General features: G+C 63.4%; 18 protein-coding genes. 10 read left to right on the top strand and 8 right to left on the bottom strand.

All coding sequences use genetic code 11. The annotated features are described in order from the left end of the window. Positions 1-26: 26 nt before the first annotated feature. From LHL23_RS00215 to grxD, 7 genes are all read left to right on the top strand, one after another. Positions 27-932 carry a LysR family transcriptional regulator gene (locus tag LHL23_RS00215; protein ID WP_222475851.1) on the top strand — a complete coding sequence of 302 codons (906 nt, stop codon included), beginning with the start codon at positions 27-29 and terminating at the stop codon, positions 930-932. A 394-nt stretch (positions 933-1,326) separates the two neighbouring features. After that, positions 1,327-3,597: a mechanosensitive ion channel family protein gene (locus LHL23_RS00210; RefSeq protein ID WP_226428365.1), complete on the top strand. Its 2,271-nt coding sequence runs from the start codon at positions 1,327-1,329 to the stop codon at positions 3,595-3,597. Positions 3,598-3,640: 43 nt separating this feature from the next. Then, complete coding sequence (locus LHL23_RS00205) at positions 3,641-4,711, top strand: BamA/TamA family outer membrane protein (RefSeq protein ID WP_226428364.1); 1,071 nt, start codon at positions 3,641-3,643, stop codon at positions 4,709-4,711. Between the two features lie 103 nt (positions 4,712-4,814). Then, positions 4,815-6,980 carry a phosphoribosylformylglycinamidine synthase subunit PurL gene (purL, locus tag LHL23_RS00200; protein WP_222475854.1) on the top strand — a complete coding sequence of 722 codons (2,166 nt, stop codon included), beginning with the start codon at positions 4,815-4,817 and terminating at the stop codon, positions 6,978-6,980. Between the two features lie 79 nt (positions 6,981-7,059). Beyond that, positions 7,060-7,578: a hypothetical protein gene (locus tag LHL23_RS00195; RefSeq protein ID WP_226428363.1), complete on the top strand. Its 519-nt coding sequence runs from the start codon at positions 7,060-7,062 to the stop codon at positions 7,576-7,578. A gap of 65 nt (positions 7,579-7,643) precedes the next feature. After that, positions 7,644-7,880: a BolA/IbaG family iron-sulfur metabolism protein gene (locus LHL23_RS00190; RefSeq protein ID WP_019297755.1), complete on the top strand. Its 237-nt coding sequence runs from the start codon at positions 7,644-7,646 to the stop codon at positions 7,878-7,880. 144 nt (positions 7,881-8,024) lie between these two features. Then, positions 8,025-8,387 (top strand): Grx4 family monothiol glutaredoxin, encoded by a 363-nt coding sequence (grxD, locus tag LHL23_RS00185; protein WP_222475856.1) that lies wholly within the window; start codon positions 8,025-8,027, stop codon positions 8,385-8,387. Positions 8,388-8,471: 84 nt separating this feature from the next. Here the strand turns inward: grxD and LHL23_RS00180 are convergent, their stop codons facing one another. Further along, positions 8,472-8,867, bottom strand: coding sequence for a cell division protein ZapA (locus tag LHL23_RS00180; protein WP_222475857.1), 396 nt, complete (start codon positions 8,865-8,867; stop codon positions 8,472-8,474). After that, positions 8,867-9,703 carry a colicin transporter gene (locus LHL23_RS00175; RefSeq protein ID WP_226428362.1) on the bottom strand — a complete coding sequence of 279 codons (837 nt, stop codon included), beginning with the start codon at positions 9,701-9,703 and terminating at the stop codon, positions 8,867-8,869. Before LHL23_RS00175 ends, LHL23_RS00180 begins: the two co-directional genes overlap by 1 nt. A 243-nt stretch (positions 9,704-9,946) precedes the next feature. Here LHL23_RS00175 and tkt point away from each other — a divergent pair, with 243 nt between their 5' ends. Then, entirely contained in the window at positions 9,947-11,968 is a 2,022-nt protein-coding gene (gene tkt / locus LHL23_RS00170; protein WP_226428361.1) for a transketolase, read from the top strand. Positions 11,969-12,163: 195 nt separating this feature from the next. On the opposite strand, the gene LHL23_RS00165 is transcribed toward tkt, so the two are convergent. From LHL23_RS00165 to LHL23_RS00155, 3 genes are all read right to left on the bottom strand, one after another. Then, entirely contained in the window at positions 12,164-12,898 is a 735-nt protein-coding gene (locus LHL23_RS00165) for a PA2778 family cysteine peptidase (RefSeq protein ID WP_226428360.1), read from the bottom strand. Between the two features lie 119 nt (positions 12,899-13,017). Next, positions 13,018-13,392, bottom strand: coding sequence for a PA2779 family protein (locus LHL23_RS00160; protein ID WP_319005194.1), 375 nt, complete (start codon positions 13,390-13,392; stop codon positions 13,018-13,020). Positions 13,393-13,687: 295 nt separating this feature from the next. Beyond that, positions 13,688-14,647 carry a DUF808 domain-containing protein gene (locus LHL23_RS00155; protein WP_226428358.1) on the bottom strand — a complete coding sequence of 320 codons (960 nt, stop codon included), beginning with the start codon at positions 14,645-14,647 and terminating at the stop codon, positions 13,688-13,690. Between the two features lie 244 nt (positions 14,648-14,891). Here LHL23_RS00155 and gap point away from each other — a divergent pair, with 244 nt between their 5' ends. Together gap and LHL23_RS00145 are read left to right on the top strand one after the other, a co-directional pair. Beyond that, complete coding sequence (gene gap, locus LHL23_RS00150) at positions 14,892-15,893, top strand: type I glyceraldehyde-3-phosphate dehydrogenase (RefSeq protein ID WP_226428357.1); 1,002 nt, start codon at positions 14,892-14,894, stop codon at positions 15,891-15,893. A 75-nt stretch (positions 15,894-15,968) separates the two neighbouring features. Beyond that, on the top strand, positions 15,969-16,112 hold the full coding sequence (locus tag LHL23_RS00145; RefSeq protein ID WP_226428356.1) for a hypothetical protein: 144 nt from the start codon (positions 15,969-15,971) through the stop codon (positions 16,110-16,112). 158 nt (positions 16,113-16,270) lie between these two features. On the opposite strand, the gene coaD is transcribed toward LHL23_RS00145, so the two are convergent. From coaD to LHL23_RS00130, 3 genes are all read right to left on the bottom strand, one after another. Then, positions 16,271-16,771 (bottom strand): pantetheine-phosphate adenylyltransferase, encoded by a 501-nt coding sequence (coaD, locus tag LHL23_RS00140; protein ID WP_222475866.1) that lies wholly within the window; start codon positions 16,769-16,771, stop codon positions 16,271-16,273. A 96-nt stretch (positions 16,772-16,867) separates the two neighbouring features. Beyond that, complete coding sequence (locus LHL23_RS00135; protein ID WP_222475868.1) at positions 16,868-17,302, bottom strand: CBS domain-containing protein; 435 nt, start codon at positions 17,300-17,302, stop codon at positions 16,868-16,870. A gap of 55 nt (positions 17,303-17,357) precedes the next feature. Next, positions 17,358-18,254, bottom strand: a complete 897-nt coding sequence (locus LHL23_RS00130; protein WP_222475870.1) for a LysR family transcriptional regulator — start codon at positions 18,252-18,254, stop codon at positions 17,358-17,360. Between the last annotated feature and the right edge of the window lie 70 nt (positions 18,255-18,324).

The raw sequence follows: 18,324 nt of genomic DNA, 5'->3' as shown, positions 1-18,324 counted from the left end.
CCCCGAACGGACAGAAAGTAACGCATATGGATTGGGATAAGCTCAGAATATTTCACGCAGTGGCCGATGCGGGCAGCCTGACCCATGCGGGCGACAAGCTGAATCTGTCGCAGTCGGCGGTCAGCCGCCAGATCCGGGCGCTCGAGGAAAGCCTCAATGCGACGCTTTTCCACCGCCATGCGCGCGGACTGATTCTTACGGAGCAGGGCGAGCTGCTGTTTGACGCCACCCAATCCATGTCCGCGCGGCTGGAGGCGGCCTCTGCCCGCATCCGCGACAGCGAAGAGGAAGTGTTCGGCGAACTGCGTGTGACCACCACCGTGGGCTTTGGCACCCTGTGGCTGGCACCGCGGCTGACCAAACTGTATGAGCAGTACCCCAACCTCAAGATCGACCTGATGCTGGAGGAACGGGTGCTGGACCTGCCGATGCGCGAGGCCGATGTGGCGATCCGCATGAAGGAGCCGAGCCAGGCCGATCTGGTGCGCAAGCGGCTGATGACCGTGCGCATGGGGCTCTATGCAACACCTTCTTATCTTGAGAAGCACGGCAACCTGGAAACCTCCGCCGACATTTCCAATCACCGTCTGATCTGCCAGAACCAGCGCTCCGCGCAGGTCGGCTCCGCTGCGGTGCTGGGCAAGAAGCTGATGGCGCAGGACCCGGGATCGCTGCTGACGGTCAACAACTACTTCGGGGTGCTGCAGGGGGTGTTGCACAATCTGGGCATCGGCATTCTGCCGGATTATGTGACGGAAGAGTTCCCGCAACTGGTCGAGGTGCTGCCGGACGAGGACCAGAACGAGGTTCCGGTCTATCTCGCCTACCCCGAGGAGCTGCGCCACTCCCAGCGCGTGGGCGCCTTCCGCGACTTCGTGCAGAGCGAAATCATGGCCCACCGCAAACACATGAAGGAACTCGGCAAGCTCTGAGTTTTCGGCTTCATAGTGTGCAGCCCGCCGCCTTCCGGCGGCTGCGCCGCAGGCCCGGCGCGCGGCAGGGGATTGCGCACTGCGCGAGCCATGCAAAAACCGCATAGCAGCATTGATGGTCTTTTAGCGTTAATCCTCTTGAAGGGTCAGGCCCGGAGCCCTAAATGATCCTCATGAAGGCGGCGGCGCTGCCCCCCTTCATACCTCCCTGTTGGACTTCGGCCGAGCTTAGTGCTCGGCCTTTTTTTTGGCCGGACGGCAACCTTTGGGGCAACGTCCGATGCTGCATCCTGCACTGAAAACACGATTTTCTTTGACCTGAATACAACTCGCCGGTTCAATTGGCCCAGGGATTTTCCCTGTCTGGCCTGTTTTTTTGGTGCGCGAGGTTAATATGAAGTCCTTTTTCCACCGCTTTGCCCGCATTTTCGGCATCGTTTTGACGGTTGTCCTTCTTGGAACCGCCTGGCAGGCGCCTGCAAGGGCGCAGACTACTGAGGCACCTGCCCTGCCCGACCCGCTGACCGAGGAGGCCATACACGAGATGGTTGCCCGGATGTCCGACGATCAGGTCCGGGCACTGCTGCTGGAGCGGCTGGATGCGGTGGCAGCCCGTCAGGAGGCTGAGGCGCAGCCTGCGACGCTGACAGGGCGGGCCGTGCAGCTGTGGACCGCCTTCACGCTGCCGGTCACGGATGCGGTGCGCAAGTTGCCGGTGCTGCCGGAGGGCCAGTCCCGCGCCATTGGCAATTTTGTTCAGAAACACGGCGGACTGGGCGGCGTGCTGACGATGTTCGGTCTGATAGCCCTGACGCTCGCCATTGGCCTGGCGGCGGAATACGCCGTGCGCCAGCTGATCGCCCGCTGGCGCAACCTTGAAGTGGTCAGCGGCGATGCGGACACGCTGGCCGGCGCGCTGAGCTTTCTGGGCCGCCGTTTTCTGCGCGAGATGGTCGGCCTTGTGGTGTTTTATGTGGTGATCCGCGCGGTGGGCCGGACATTGCTGGACGCGCAGATGCTGCAATTTGCGGCGCCGATGGTCACCTATCTGATCTGGCTGCCGCGGGTTGGCGCGGCGGCGTCCCGCTTCATCATGGCGCCGGAGCGGCCGGACCGGCGGCTGGTCAACGCCAGCGACCGCTGGGCCGATTTCCTGCATTTGCACACCATCGGCCTTATCTTTCTTGCCGGCCTGGCCATCTTCTCGGTCAGATTCAACACGGCCAACGGCGTGCCGCCGGAATCGATCCGCCTGGCCTATTGGCTGGACAGCCTGGTTTATGTCTACATCATCTGGATCGCCTGGACCGCGCGCGAGGGCCTGACCGACATGATGCGCGGCACCGATCCGGACCGCACCCGCTATGACGAGGTGGCGGCCCATTACTATCCCTATTTCGCGATGGCAGTGGCGGCGCTGACCTGGGTTGCGGTCGGCACGCTTGTCGGCCTCGGCAAGGTGGCGCAGCTGATCCACGGCGCCCATTACATCACCATGTTCTGGCTGCTGGCCGCGCCGGCCCTGGACACGGCGATCCGCGGGCTGGTCAAGCATCTGGTGCCGCCGATGTCCGGCGAGGGGCAGCTGGCAGCGGAGGCTTACAAGTCCACCAAGCGCAGCTACATCCGGATCGGCCGCGTGCTGGTGGCCGGGATCGTGCTGATGATCATTTCCAACGCCTGGGATGTGGACCTGATGGCCATTGCCTCCGGAGCTGAGGGCATTGCAGGCAATATCATCGGCTGCCTGATGACCATCGCGGTGGGCTATGTGGTTTACGAGGGCGTGTCGCTATGGATCAACCGGCGGCTTGCCAAGGAGCAGACCTCCGGCGAAGAGGGCGAGGTTGGCGGCGAAGGCGGCGGCGCTGGCGGCTCGCGGCTGGCGACGGTGCTGCCGCTCTTGCTGGTCACCGCGCAGATCGCCATCGTGGTGATCTTCGGACTGCTGGCGGTCGGCGCGCTGGGCATCGACATCACGCCGCTTCTGGCCGGTGCCGGGATTCTGGGCCTCGCCATCGGCTTCGGCGCGCAAAAGCTGGTGTCGGACGTGGTCTCCGGCATCTTCTTCCTGGTCGACGATGCCTTCCGGGTCGGCGAATATGTCGAGGTCGAAGGCACCCGCGGCACGGTCGAGAAGATCTCGATCCGCTCGATGCAGCTGCGCCACCACCGCGGGCCGATCAACACCATTCCCTACGGCGAGATCCCCAAGCTGACCAACTACAGCCGCGACTGGGTGATCATGAAGCTGCGCTTCACGGTGCCGTTTGATACCGACCCCAACAAGGTGAAGAAGATCTTCAAGAAGATCGGCGCCTCGATGCTGGAGGATGAGCTTTACAAGGACGACTTCCTGCAGCCGTTCAAGAGCCAGGGCGTCTTTGACTTCGACGATGTCGGCATGATCATCCGGGGCAAGTTCATGGCCAAGCCGGGCACCCAGTTCACCATCCGTAAGGAGATCTACAACCGGGTGAAGGCGGCCTTTGCCGAAAACGGCATCGACTTTGCCCGCCGCGAGGTCCGGGTGGCGATTCCGGGGCTGGAGGATACCGACCAGCTGAACGACACCGAAAAGGCCGCCATCGCCGCCGCCGCCGGCAGCGCCGCGCAGCAGCAGGCAGCCGAAGAGGCCGAAGACGGTGCCGGGCAGAAGAAGTAACTGCCTGTGCCGTGCCATCAGGTCCGCCGCCCTGGCGGCGGGTGTGGCGGTGCTTGCCTCTGCCGCGCTGGCCGCTGGGCCCGAGCAAACCGAGCGGCACCTCGGCCATATCGAGACGGCGCAGAAGGCTGAGGGCTATGGCTTCCGCAACGGCTCCGTCGTGGTTGCGCCGGTGCCGTTTTCCAGCCCAATGATCGGCTCCGGTCTGGCGCTGGGCGCCGGGTATCTGTTCAAGACCAGCCCCGATGCCAATACCTCGGTGATCGGATTGGGCGGGCTCAGGTCCGACAATGGCAGCCAGGCGGCGGCTGGTATGGTCAGCCTCGCCTTGCCCGGCAACCGCTGGCAGATCAAGGCGCTCGCGGCGCGGGCAGATGCGGCTTATGACCTGTATACAGGAGTGGGCGTACTGCCGGTCCGCCAGGACGGGTCACTGGTGCGGATCAATGCCGCCTACGGGTTTACGCCAGATCTGTCGGCCGGGATCGTGCTGCGCTATCTGGAAACGGAGGTCATGCCGGATGCCGGCCTGCTGCCGTCCGAGCTGCAGCCCGATGCCAGCCTGGAGATCGGCACCTTCGGCCTCAGCCTGGACTGGGACCGCCGCGATGACAGCGACTATCCGACCCGGGGTACCCGGCTCACCGCCTTTGCCACCCGCTCCCATGCGCTGGGCGGGCTTAGCCGCCGGTACGACAGGGGCTATGCCATTCTCGACGGCTATCGCCCGCTGGGGCGCCGCGGCGTCCTGGCCCTGCGCGGCACCATCTGCGCCGCCTCCGCCAGCACGCCGTTCTTCGACCAATGCTCGATCGGCGCCACCGACAACATGCGCGGCTTCAACAGCACCCAGTTCATCGGCCCGCGGTCCGCCTCACTGCAGGCCGAGTACCGCAGACGGTTCAGCAAGCGCTTGGGCGGCGTGGTCTTCGCAGGCACCGGCTGGACCGGGGCGGAGTTCGGCGATTTGACGCAGGGCGGCAGCCACAGCGCCGCCGGTGCCGGCATCCGCTACCGGGTGTCCAAGAAGTTTCCGGTCGATTTCTCCATTGATCTCAGCCGCAACAACCAGCAGGAAACCCAGCTTTATGTCTATGTCGGGCAGCGGTTCTGACCCTGCGGCCACTCTGCGTGCATCCGTTTGCGCAACCCCTCTTTCCCAATGGCAAAGCTTGCTCTAAAAGGCGCGCAATCGCAGCCATTGGGGACGTTTACGGATGCAGGAACCCGCCATCACGCCTGAACTGATCGCAAACCACGGGCTGAAGCCCGATGAGTACGATCTGATCCTCGAAATTATCGGGCGGGAGCCGACCTTCACCGAGCTGGGCATCTTCTCGGCGATGTGGAACGAGCACTGCTCCTACAAGTCCTCCAAGAAATGGCTGCGCACCCTGCCGACCGACGGCCCGCAGGTGATCTGCGGCCCCGGCGAGAACGCGGGCATCGTGGACATCGGCGACGGCGATGCCGTTGTGTTCAAGATGGAAAGCCACAACCACCCCTCCTACATCGAGCCCTACCAGGGCGCGGCAACCGGGGTTGGCGGCATCTTGCGCGACGTCTTCACCATGGGCGCGCGCCCCATCGCCTCGATGAACTCGCTGTCCTTCGGCGAGCCGTCGCACCACAAGACCCGCCAGCTGGTCAACGGCGTGGTCGAGGGCATCGGCGGCTACGGCAACTGCTTCGGCGTGCCTTGCGCGGGCGGCGAAGTGCGCTTCCACCCCGCCTACAACGGCAACTGCCTGGTGAACGCCTTTGCCGCGGGCCTCGCGCGCACTGACGCGATCTTCTACTCCGCCGCATCCGGCGTAGGCATGCCGGTTGTGTACCTAGGCGCCAAGACCGGCCGGGACGGCGTTGGCGGCGCCACGATGGCGTCGGCAGAATTCGACGACACCATCGAGGAAAAGCGCCCCACCGTTCAGGTTGGCGACCCCTTCACCGAAAAGCGCCTGATGGAAGCCACGCTGGAGCTGATGCAGACCGGCGCGGTGATCTCGATCCAGGACATGGGCGCGGCGGGCCTCACCTGCTCTGCCGTGGAAATGGGCGACAAGGGCAAGCTGGGCGTGCGCCTGGACCTGGAAAAGGTGCCGCAGCGCGAAGAGAATATGACCGCCTACGAGATGATGCTGTCGGAATCCCAGGAGCGGATGCTGATGGTGCTGAAGCCGGAGCTGGAAGCCGAGGCGCGCGCGGTGTTCGAGAAATGGGACCTGGATTTTGCCATCGTCGGTGAGACCATTGCCGAGGACCGCTTCCTGATCATGCACAACGGCGAAGTGAAAGCCGATCTAGTGCTGTCGAAACTGTCCTCCACCGCGCCGGAATACGACCGCCCGTGGGTGGAAACCCCGGCAGCGGAGCCGCTGACCGACGCGGATGTGCCGACCATTGACCCGATCGACGGGCTTAAGGCGCTGCTGTCCTCGCCGAACTATGCCGGCAAGCAGTGGGTCTATGAGCAGTACGACACCACCGTGATGGGCGACACCCAGCGCCGTCCGGGCGCAGGCTCCGGCATTGTCCGGGTGCACGGCACCGACAAGAAGCTGGCCTTCACCTCCGACGTGACCCCGCGCTACGTCAAGGCAAACCCGTTTGAGGGCGGCAAGCAGGCAGTGGCCGAGGCCTACCGCAACCTGACCGCCGTGGGCGCCAAGCCGCTGGCCACCACCGACAACCTGAACTTCGGCAACCCCGAAAAGCCGGAAATCATGGGCCAGTTCGTCGGCGCCATCAAGGGCATCGGCGAGGCGGTTGCCGCGCTCGACATGCCGATCGTCTCCGGCAACGTGTCGCTCTACAACGAAACCGACGGCAAGGGCATCCTGCCGACCCCGACCATCGGCGCCGTGGGCCTGATTGCCGCGGGCGAGGAGCCGATCATCGGCGAGGCGCGCGACGGCCATGTGGCGCTGCTGGTGGGTGAAACCACCGGCCACCTGGGCCAGTCGGCGCTGCTGGCAGAGGTCTTCAACCGCGAGGACGGCGACGCCCCGGCGGTGGACCTGGAAGCCGAGAAGCGCAACGGCGAATTCATCCGCGCAAACCGCGAGCTGATCAAGGCCTGCACCGACCTCGGCGACGGCGGCCTGGCGCTGGCCGCGTTCGAGATGGCCGAAGAGGCCGGCGTCGGCGTGCAAATCGACGCAGGCGACACCCAGACCGTGTTTGGCGAGGACCAGGCGCGCTACCTGATCGCCTGCAACTTCGACCAGGCCGAGGCGCTGATGCTGGCCGCAGGCCAGGCCGGCGTCCCGGTCGCCACTGTCGGAAAATTCGGCGGCGACATGGTGAAGATCGGTGGCTCCGAGGCGCCGCTGGCAGAGCTGAAGGACATCTTCCGCTCCAGCTTTGCCGCTGCCGTGGCTTGACCAACAGCGCAAAGCGTTGAGACTAAACGGGCGGGATGGCGCAGCTGTCCCGCCCTTTCCTTTGACCGGAAACCGGCCGATGACTTTTCCTGAGCTGACAGAGGATTGCAGCCGCTGCGCGGGCCTTTGCTGCGTGGCCTATCCGTTTGAGGCGCATGAGGATTTCGGCCTCTTGAAGGCGGCAGACACGCCCTGCCCCAACCTCGCCCCCGATTTCCGCTGCTCCATTCATTCCGATCTTGCCAAATGCGGCTTTGGCGGCTGTGTGGCCTATTCCTGCGCCGGCGCCGGCCAGCGGGTGACGCAAAACCTGTTCGAGGGCGAGACCTGGCACGACGACCCGGATCTGCTGACCCATATGACTTATGCCCTGCGGGTGCTGCGGCCGATCCACGAGGCGCTGTTGGTGCTGCAGGAAGCCGCCGCGCTGCCGCTGCCCCAGGACCTGCGAAACCGCTGCGCGGAGCTGACCGCGGCGCTGTGCCCCGACGCCCCGTCCTCGATCTGGGATTTCGAGGAAGACAGCGTGCAGGAGGCCCTGGCGGCAGTGCCGGATTTTGTCGAGGCCATCGCGCCTTTTGCGCCGGACAGCCGGTAATCCTGCTTGCACAGCCCCAGCCGCCCACCTACATTTTTGGCAAACAAGACAAAGGACTTCTCCGGATGCCCATGCAAGCCCACGAAATCGAAGAACTGCTGCGCGAAAGCTTCCCCGACGCCGAAATCCAGGTGGCTGGCACCGACGGCGTGCACATGTCGGCGATGGTTGTCGACGAAAGCTTCCGCGGCAAAAACCGCGTCCAGCAGCAGCGCGCCGTCTATGCCGCGCTGAAAGGCAAGATGGACGGCCCCGACGGCGAATTGCACGCGCTGGCGCTGACTACCAAGGCGCCGGAATAACCCGCTGCACCGGCTGCTTGAGTTTGCGGCAGAACAAGTTTCTCCTGCTGCGGCCCTTTTAATGCTGCCCATTGTAACGTATCTCGCACTCAAAGACTTCCTGCCGGTCCATCCACGGCGGCACGACGAAAAGGACCTGAGTAAATGACCGACGCAAAGACCCGCATCGACGAAACTGTCAAAGCCAATGACGTGGTGCTCTACATGAAAGGCACCAAGGAAATGCCGCAGTGCGGCTTCTCCTCGCGCGTGGCCGCGGTGCTGAACTACATCGGCGTGGACTACACCGACGTGAACGTGCTGGCGGATGAGGAAATCCGTTCGGGCATCAAGGAATACTCCGACTGGCCGACCATTCCGCAGCTTTACGTCAAGGGCGAGTTCGTCGGCGGCTGCGACATCATCACCGAGATGGCCCTGTCGTCGGAGCTGGACACGCTGTTCGAGGACAACGGCATTTCCTTCAACAAGGAAGCCGCCGACAAGATCCGCGAAGCCAACGCCTGACCCCAGGCGCCATCCGCGGCAACAAAAAAAAAGGCGCCCCAGCGGCGCCTTTTCCTTTTTCTGCAGCGACTTGCGGGACTTCCCTCAGCTTGCCGCCTGTTCCTCGACCTGCTGGGCCAGCGCCTCGGTGCGGGCGGCCAGCTCGGCCAGGCTTTCCGTGACCTGCGGAGGCACCACAGGGATTTCGATGCGTTCGGGCTCCGGCGCCGGGGCGTTTTTCAGCGCTTCCAGTTCCTGCATGCGTTCGGCCAGTTCGGCCTCCACTTCCTTGATCCGGTCCTCGACCGCGGCGGTCTTGTCCGCCAGCATCAGGCCGGCCATCAACAGCATCCGCGCCTCAGGCATGCGGCCGATCTGGTCCGACAGCACTTGTGCCTCGTCGTCCAGCATCTTGGCGGCGGAATGCAGGTAGTCTTCCTCGCCTTCCTGGCAGGAGACCTCAAAGCCGCGGCCGCCGATATGAATGGTCACTTCGGGCATCAGACTTCCTCTCCTTCCGGCAGGTTGCGGGCATTGGCCAGCAGCGGCTCCAGCTTGGCCAGGACGGCGTTGACCTGGGCCTGATCGCTGGCCTGGGCCGCGCGCAGGCCCTGAATTTCAGCTTCCATGGAGGCGTTGATCAGCCCGGCGTCGCCAAGGCTCTGGGCATTGGCCTCGCGCAGCGCCGTGTTGGAGGCGCGCAGCTCCTCGTTGGCCATACGCAGCTCCTGTAGCTCTGCATCGAGCTGCACCAGGGCATCATTCTGGCGCGCAAGCTCTGCGGCGGTGTCCTGCATCCCCGGCGAACCGGCGCCGTCGCCGCTGTCCGCTGCGGCCAGCTGCGCTTTCAGGGTGTCGTTGGCGGCCTGCGCTTCGGCAAGCTGATCCTCCAGCGCCTCCCGGGCATTGGCCGCATTGTTGGCCGCCACTTCCAGCTCGCCCTTGAGGCGTGCCACTTCGGCCCGCAGCGCCTGCTTTTCAGCCGGGTCGCCGGCCTCGTTGCGCAGCAGCTCCAGTTCCGCCTGCATCGCGGCGACGTCTTCATCGCTGGCAGTGCCTGCGGGGGCGCTGCTTTCCGCTTCCTTGAGACGCGCGTGCAGCACCTTCACCCGCTCTTCCAGCTGGGCATTGGCGGTGCGCTCCTCGTCAAGCGCCTGTTCCAGCTCCGCATTTGCAGCACCTGCCGCGGCCGACTCTGCAGCCTTGGCGGCTTCTGCAGCCGCGTCCTCCGCCCGGGCCTTGTCCGCTGCGCGCGCCTCCTGCAGCGCCGCAGTGCCGGCGCTGATCCGTTCCAGCGCGGCCTGAATGCGGCCTTGCAATTCTTCAATTTGGTTCATGCCTGTTCCTCACCCGCACCCTGCCGTTCCGTTATCTGCCCGCCGCCCGCCCGAATCGTGCAGACGCCGCCGGCATGGGCCAGTTCTTCCCTTTCAGGGATAAAACACCCCCCTTTGCGTTTCAACCACTTGCCACGCCTACTTCGTGCTGATTGACGGCGATCGGCGCAACCACGCTTGATCTTTGGCTCATCGCTGTTATTGAGCGCAGCAATTGCCTGTAACGCCAAAGGAACAATCCCAGTGGACCTGACAGCCCTGCGCACCGCCAACCCTGAGCATTGGAACAAGGCCGCCGCCATCCGCGCGCTCGCCCTCGACGCCGTTGCCGCCGCCAACTCCGGGCATACCGGCATGCCGATCGGCATGGCCGATGTGGCTACCGTGCTGTTCGAAAAACACCTCAAATTCGACGCATCCAATCCGGCCTGGCCGGACCGCGACCGGTTCATCCTGTCGGCGGGCCACGGCTCGATGCTGATCTACTCGCTGCTCTACCTGACCGGCGACAAGCAGGTCACCCTGGATCAGATCAAGAACTTCCGCCAGACCGGCGCGATCACCGCGGGCCACCCGGAGAACTTCCTGATCGACGCGGTCGAAGTCACCACCGGCCCGCTGGGCCAGGGCATCTCCAACGCTGTCGGCTTCGCCATGGCAGAGGAAATGCAGCGCGCCCATTACGGCAAGAAGGTTGTCGATCACTACACTTATGTGATCGCCGGCGACGGTTGCCTGATGGAAGGCATCAGCCAGGAAGCGATCGGCCTGGCCGGCCGCCACCAACTGGGCAAACTGATTGTCTTCTGGGACAACAACAACATCACCATTGACGGCACCGTTGATCTGTCCGACCGCACCAACCAGGTGCAGCGCTTCAAGGCGTCGGGCTGGCAGGTGCTGGAAATCGACGGCCACGACCCCAAGGCCATCGACGAGGCCATCACCGCGGCGAAGAAATCGAAGAAGCCGTCGATGATCGCCTGCAAGACCCACATCGCCCTAGGCCACGCAGCGCAGGACACCTCCAAAGGCCACGGCGCGCTGACCGACAAGGACCAGCTGCAGGCGGCCAAGGACGCCTACGGCTGGACCGGCGGCGCGTTCGAGGTTCCGGCAGAGATCAAATCCCAATGGGAAGAGATCGGCGCCCGCGGCAAGTCCGAGCGCGAAGCCTGGGAAGCCCGCTTTGCCGAGCTGTCGCAGCAGAAGCAGGACCGTTTCAACCGCGCCTACAACCTGGACGCGCCCAAGAAGCTCTCCGCCGCCATCAAGGCGCTGAAAAAGCAGGTGAGCGAGGAGCAGCCCAAGGTCGCGACCCGCAAGTCGTCGGAAATGGCGCTGGCCGTCATCAACCCCTTGATGCCCGAAACCGTAGGCGGCTCCGCTGACCTCACCGGCTCCAACAACACCAAGACCGGCGACCTGGGCGTGTTTGACACCGACAACCGCAAGGGCCGCTATGTCTACTGGGGTATCCGCGAGCACGGCATGGCCGCGGCGATGAACGGCATGGCGCTGCACGGCGGCATGCGCCCCTACGGCGGCACCTTCTTCTGCTTCACCGACTATGCCCGCCCGGCGATGCGCCTGGCCGCGCTGTCGAAGATCCCGACCGTGTTCGTGATGACCCACGACTCGATCGGCGTCGGCGAAGACGGCCCGACCCACCAGCCGGTGGAGCATCTGGCGATCTGCCGCGCCACCCCGAACACCTATGTGTTCCGTCCCGCTGACACCGTGGAAACCGCCGAGGCCTGGGAAATCGCCCTCACCGCCAAGGAAACCCCGTCGGTGATGACGCTCACCCGTCAGAACCTGCCGACCGTCCGGACCGAGCACAAGCTGACCAACATGGTCGAAAAAGGCGCCTATGTTCTGGCCGAGGCCGAGAGCAAGCGCCAGGTCATCCTGATCGCCACCGGCTCCGAGGTCTCTGTCGCGATGGATGCCAAGGCCAAGCTGGAAGCCGAAGGCATCGGCACCCGCGTCGTCTCCATGCCCTGCATGGAGCTGTTTGCAGCACAGGACGAAGCCTACCGCCGCAAGGTCCTGCCCGCAGGCCCCGTCCGCGTCGGCATCGAGGCCGCTGTCCGCGACGGCGGCTGGGACCGCTGGCTCTTGGGCGAGCGCGGCCAGGAGAAGAAAGCCGGTTTCGTCGGCATGGACCGCTTCGGCGCCTCTGCGCCTGCAGGCGAGCTGTTCGAACGCTTCGGCATCACCGCCGAGGGCACCGTGGCAAAGGTGAAAGAGCTGCTGGGCTGAACCCGCCGTTCAAACAAACACAAAGGGCACCCAACCGGGTGCCCTTTTCGTTTCAGTTGCTACGCGGGACAAGCGGACGTACGAACCATTCTGCTCGGATTCGCAGCCGCGCGGCTCTTGCCGATAGTTTGCAAGCTGCCCTTTTCAGCGGGGTCCATTTCGCGATCGCCTATACGGACGTTTGTCCGAAAATTCCTAATCTGACCTTCTCGGCACCTTCGACATTTCCCGAATAACCAACTGTAGATTATGCTGAATTTCTGGCGGTGAAGGGTCTATTTCTGCGGCACGCTCAAACGCTTTCCTGGCGCCTGCCAGATCGCCTTGCTGGTACCGGGTATTGCCTAGACCATATGCCCAAATCCAATTTCCGGGCCAACGAGTCCCTCCATTGACATACACTTTTGCCGCAGCCCGGGTGTGGCCCAGTTGTTCCAGCGCCGCTGCTGCCCTTAGAATTTCCCACTGATTATCTGTCACTGGCAATTGGCTTGGCGGCAAAACGGCCATCGCCCAGTAATCCCCCCGCTTCCATGTTCGCATGAACAGACGAAGGCCCATCGTCATTTGCTGGTGTTCACCTGAGTGGAGGGTGATTTGGCCGCTGTTCAAATCATAGCCAACGACAACCGCATAGTGCCATCTCGGCGCCCATTTCAAGCCGAGGTTTTGGAAGATGATAACGGGGTTTCCCGCGGCAACCTCCTCGAGCACCTCTTCCAAAGTGGAAAGGCGCACAGCAAGCATTGCATGCCTGCGGGCGGCCCCAGCCATATCAGCGAGATAGGTTCCTTTCGCACCAGGCGTAAAGGATTGAGCGGCGACCTCGGCCTGGGTGACATTGAGCCCCGACCATTGAAAGACCATTGCCAGCGATGCTGGTCCGCAATGGAATTCGTTTTGTTTGATAAGCGGAACCCCGGCCACCATCGCACGCTGCGGGGCATCAATTCGGGGTGGTATTTGCCCCTGTGGCTGCGAGCAAGCAACCAGTAGAACTGGCAAAAGGGCGGTAAGCCAAACAGGACAACGAAGACCGCGAGTGAAGATCAGCGGCCGGCGCACCGCGTAAAGGGAAACGCTTTCGTCAGGCACAAAAGATCCGTTACAAGCAAGATGATGAACACGGTTAGCAGTGCGCCTACAACCCCGTTGCCGCCGGCGGTGTCGCTTTCCATTTGTGCAATTACCGACGCAATTTCCTCATTCGATAGCGCCGCAAGACGCGTTTCGGCTTCATTCGGGTCTACCCCCCTCGCGACAAGTTCGTCATGAACTTCTTGTTTCTTGAGTTCACTCAACAAAAAATCGCGGTCGGCATGTGCCGCATATCTTGAAATTACCTCTCCTGTACTGAGCATCTCTGCCTGCGCCATCGTGCTCATTTGCATCGACAGCAGCATTTGCACGGCCGAAAACGTCACCAGGCTACCCCGCACTATTCGCTGAAAGCACATCCTTTGGCATCCTCCTCGTTACGACGTCGTTTGGGCCACCCCTTAGGCAAGCACCTCAATGCTCATTGTTTAGTAGCAGGCAACTGAATGCAACCGTCCGAAATCTTCTCTGAAATCTTGGATGCACGCAAATTTCGGATGCAGGTAAAAAGGGTGATGGACTGCGTAGAACGCCTGGTGCCCTTTTTAAGAAGGCCAAGGTATCGCTGAAGTGCCCGCTCTGGTCAGGAATTGTCATTCAGCCAGTTCGGCACACGCTGGTTCAGCCCCCGGCTTTTTCGCCCGCAACAGCCGCGATCACCTTGGTCGCCAGCGGGATCAGCATCAGCCCCAGCGCGACGCCGAACACCCCGTCCATCGCCGCCTTGGCGGTCCACTCGGCAAAGCCGGTCCAGCCCTCAGGCACCGCATGGCCCACGGCATAGGCCCAGTCGTGGATCAGATGGCCCAGCCAGCCAAAGCCCAGCACTTCCAGTCCGTGGATGATGATGGAGCCGCCCACCCACAGCATCGCTGCGGTACCGACCACCGACAGGATTTTCATCAGCACCGGCATGAACTTGACCAGCCCGCGCCCCAGCCCGCGCCCCACCGGTGTCGGTGCATTCTGCGCCAGGTAGAGGCCCACATCGTCCATCTTAACGATCAGCGCGACAGAGCCGTAGACCGCCAGCGTGACGCCGATCGCCACCACCGCCAGGGTCGCTGCCTGCATCCACACCGTCGGCGCCTCGATGGCGGCAAGCGCGATGGTCATGATCTCCGCCGACAGGATGAAATCGGTCTTGATCGCACCCCTGACCTTCTGCTCCTCCAGGTGGCCGGGGTCCTTGATGCTCATGTCCTCGTCGATGGCGTGGCTGGCGTGGGGGAACAGCACGTGAAAGACCTTCTCTGCCCCCTCGAAACACAGATACCCGCCGCCCAGCATCAACAGCGGGGTGATAAGCCAAGGGGCGAAATTCGCCAGCAGCATCGCCACCGGCATCAAGAGGATCAGCTTGTTGAACAGCGATCCGCGGGTGATGCGCCAGATGATCGGCAGCTCGCGGGCAGGTGCGAACCCCTGCAGGTACTTGGGCGTCACTGCCGCATCATCGATGATCACGCCCGCGGTCTTAGCGCCGGCCTTGCCCGCCGCCGCCGCCACGTCATCGACCGAAGCCGCCGCCACCTTGGCAATTCCGGCCACGTCATCCAGCAGCGCCAGCAATCCGCTCATGCCAATTTCCTCAATCCCTGTTCGCGTCTGAGTGGCAATCTGCCCGCTTCCGCGCCGCAGCACAAGCGTTAGCGCCACCGCGCCGGAGGCGCGGATTTCCGTTACCGCCACCGGCTGAAACCGTTACCGCCACCATGCGCTTTTTGCGCTAACAGTTTCATTTAATGACGCTTTTACCCCTTTAGACCACAGGGCCTCCGGTCTATATGGCGGCCAAAGGTTTTGCTCGCTTGGAGACGTACTCATGACCATCAAAGTCGGGATCAACGGTTTTGGCCGCATCGGCCGCTGCACCCTGTCGCACATCGCCGCCTCGGGCCGCGACGACATCGAAGTGATCAAGGTGAACGCCACCGGCCCGCTGGAAACCGCGGCGCATCTGATCAAGTACGACTCCGTGCATGGCCGTTTCCCGGGTGAAGTGACCATCGGCGACGGCACCATGAACCTGGGCCGCGGCGACATGCAGATGTTCTCCACCTACGACATGAACGAGCTGGACTGGTCGGGCTGCGACGTGGTTCTGGAATGCACCGGCAAGTTCAACGATGGCGAGAAGGCCAAGGCGCACCTGGAGCGCGGCGCCAAGAAGGTGCTGCTGTCCGCCCCCGGCAAGAACGTCGACAAGACCATCGTGTTCGGTGTCAACGACGACCAGCTGGAAGCCGGCGACACCATGATCTCCAACGGTTCCTGCACCACCAACTGCCTGGCGCCGCTGGCCAAGGTGCTGGACGAGGCGTTCGGCATCGAGCACGGCATCATGACCACCATCCACGCCTACACCGGCGACCAGCCGACCCTGGACCGCCGCCACAAGGACCTGTACCGCGCCCGCGCCGCTGCCATGTCGATGATCCCGACATCGACCGGCGCCGCCAAGGCCCTGGGCGAAGTGCTGCCGAACCTGAAAGGCCGCCTGGACGGCTCTGCCATCCGCGTGCCGACCCCGAATGTTTCCGCCGTGGACCTGACCTTCCGCGCCGGCCGCGACGTGACCGCCGAGCAGGTCAACGCCGCCGTCAAGGAAGCCGCCGAAGGCCCGATGAAGGGCGTGCTGGGCTATGAGCCGGCGCCGCTGGTCTCCACCGATTTCAACCACACCCCGGAAAGCTCCATCTTCGCGCCGGACCAGACCCGCGTGGTCGAGGACCGCATGGTGCGCGTGCTGGCCTGGTACGACAACGAATGGGGCTTCTCGGTGCGTATGGCCGATGTGGCCGTGGCCATGGGCAAGCTGGGCTAAACGCCCTCACCCCCTTGAGAATTCACGCCCGCTCAGGTTATCTGGGCGGGCGTTTTCCTTTGCGGCGGAGCTTTCATGACCAACCGGATTGCACTCTATTTGGGACTGTTCCTGATTGCCGCTGCCGTCATCGACATTGCCCTGGCGGGCGACCGCCACATGATTTTCCTTGGCAAGAAACTGTTTGCCCTGATCGACTGGCTGGCGTTCTGGCGCTGACCCGCCCTTCCCCGGCCGCCGCTTCGGCGGGCTCCCGGCCCCTTCTCTGAAATTTTCCGGCGGCGCCAGCCGCCGCCTGCGCGCGCAGCGCGCCACCGAAAGCACAAAGCCGGGCGTCAGCCCGGCTTTGCCTGTGTCCGTCAGTGCGAAGGCGGGTGTCAGCCGGACTTGCCCAGCCGGTGCAGCAGCTTGTCCTTGACCAGCGGCGTCACGAATTTCGACACGTCGCCGTCCAGCCGGGCGATTTCCTTGACCAGCTTGGAGGCAATCGCCTGATGCCGCGCCTCGGCCATCAGGAACACCGTCTCGACCGAGCTGTCCAGGGCCCGGTTCATGCCGACCATCTGGAATTCATACTCGAAATCGGCCACCGCCCGCAGGCCGCGCACGATAATCTGGGCGCCGACATCATGGGCGCAGTCGATCAACAGGTTTTCGAACGGATGCGCCACGATTTCAGTGCCGGTCTCATCGCTCAGCTTGGCGCATTCCGCTTCGATCATCGCCACCCGCTCCTCGAGGCCGAACAGCGGCCCCTTGTCACGGTTGATCGCCACGCCGATGACCAGCTTGTCCACCAGCGCGCTGGCGCGGCGGATGATGTCGATGTGCCCGATTGTGATCGGGTCGAAGGTGCCGGGATACAGACCCACGCGCATGGGCGGCCTCCTGCCTTGTCAGAAATTTCTGCACACGCAAACATATTTGCTGCCGCCAATGCAAGGGGGCAGAAATACGGACGCCGCGCCTGCGGCTCAGTGCCCCATGATCATGTCTTGCAGCGCGTCTTTCTCCATCGCCACCTGCGCCAGCTGCGCCTTCACCGCGTCGCCCAGCGTCACGATCCCGACCAGCTTGCCGTCTTCGACCACCGGCATGTGGCGGAAGCGCCCGTCTGTCATTTGCTTCAGAACCTCGCCGACATTGGACTGGTTGGTGCAGGTGACCAGTTTCCGCGTCATGTAGCTGCTGACCGGCTGATCCAGGCAGGTGGCCCCTTCCTTAGACAATTCCCTTACAATGTCGCGCTCTGACAGGATGCCATCCGGCGTTTCGCCATCTGCGGAAATAACCACGGTGCCAAAACGGTTGTCCGACATCACTTTTGCCGCCTCGGCCACGCTTGCATCCGGCTTGACTGTCACCACACCGGAGCTGGCCTTGGACTTCAAAATGACCTGAACAAGCATACAGCAAACCTCCGAAATTTTATTGCGTTACAGCAAGGTTTGCCGCAACGCAGCTTCAAGTCAAGGCTTCCAGCCGGGCCACCTCGTCGCGGATGCCTTTCGACAGCGCCTGGGCAAAGCGGTTCAGCCGCTCGCTGCGCTGGTCGCCCTGGTGCCGCACTAGGTGGAAACTGCGCGTCAGGCTGACCTTGTCGGTCAGGATCTTGCGCAGCATCCGGTGGGCCGGCAGGCTGAAATCATGCGCCACGCAGATCGCGGTGCCCTGTGCTGCCATCTTGATCTGCACCGAGACGGAGTTGGACGCCAGCGCCACCCGCTCGACGCCGATATCGTTCAAATAGTCCAGTTCCTTGTCGAAAATCATGTCGGGAATATAGCCGATCATCTTGTGGCCCTTCAGGTCCTCCAGCGTCTCGATCTCCGGGTGTTCTTTCAGGTAATGGCGCGAGGCGACAAGGTGCAGCTTATAGTCGCAGATCTTTTGCACCAGCAGTTTGCCCGCGGTCGGCGCACTGACCGTGACCGCCATATCCGCTTCGCGGCGGCTGAGGTTGATCACCCGCGGCAGCGCCACGATCTGGATGTCAAGATCCGGATTCTCCTCGGCGATCTGGGCGCAGACCTGCGGCAATATGTAGTTGGCGCTGCCGTCCGGGGCGCCGATGCGGATCTGCCCGGACATAGTGTCGCTGGGGCCGCTCAGCGCTTCGGTCCCTGCCCGCATCGCCTGTTCGGCCGCCTCGGCATGCACCAGCAGCCGGTCGCCGGCCGCGCTCAGCGCATAGCCTTGCGGCGATTTCACGAACAGCGGCGTCTCCAGCGCCGCCTCGAACCGGGCAATACGGCGGCCGACGGTTGCAGGATCCATTTTCAGGATACGGCCCGCGCCGGACAGGCTCGCCTCCCGGGCCACCGCCAAAAACACTTTCATATCATCCCACTGCGGATCCATTGGCCCCGGGTCCTCCGTTTTCCTGCGAACGCCGCGTTAACCTTTTGCGTTCCTGCAAAGCCTCTTTGAA

It is taken from the genome of Leisingera sp. McT4-56, from assembly GCF_020514995.1.
Taxonomy (GTDB): Bacteria; Pseudomonadota; Alphaproteobacteria; order Rhodobacterales; family Rhodobacteraceae; genus Leisingera; species Leisingera aquaemixtae_A.
The sequence above is the reverse complement of the archived record's forward strand: the minus strand, read 5'-3'. Positions and strand labels throughout refer to the sequence as shown.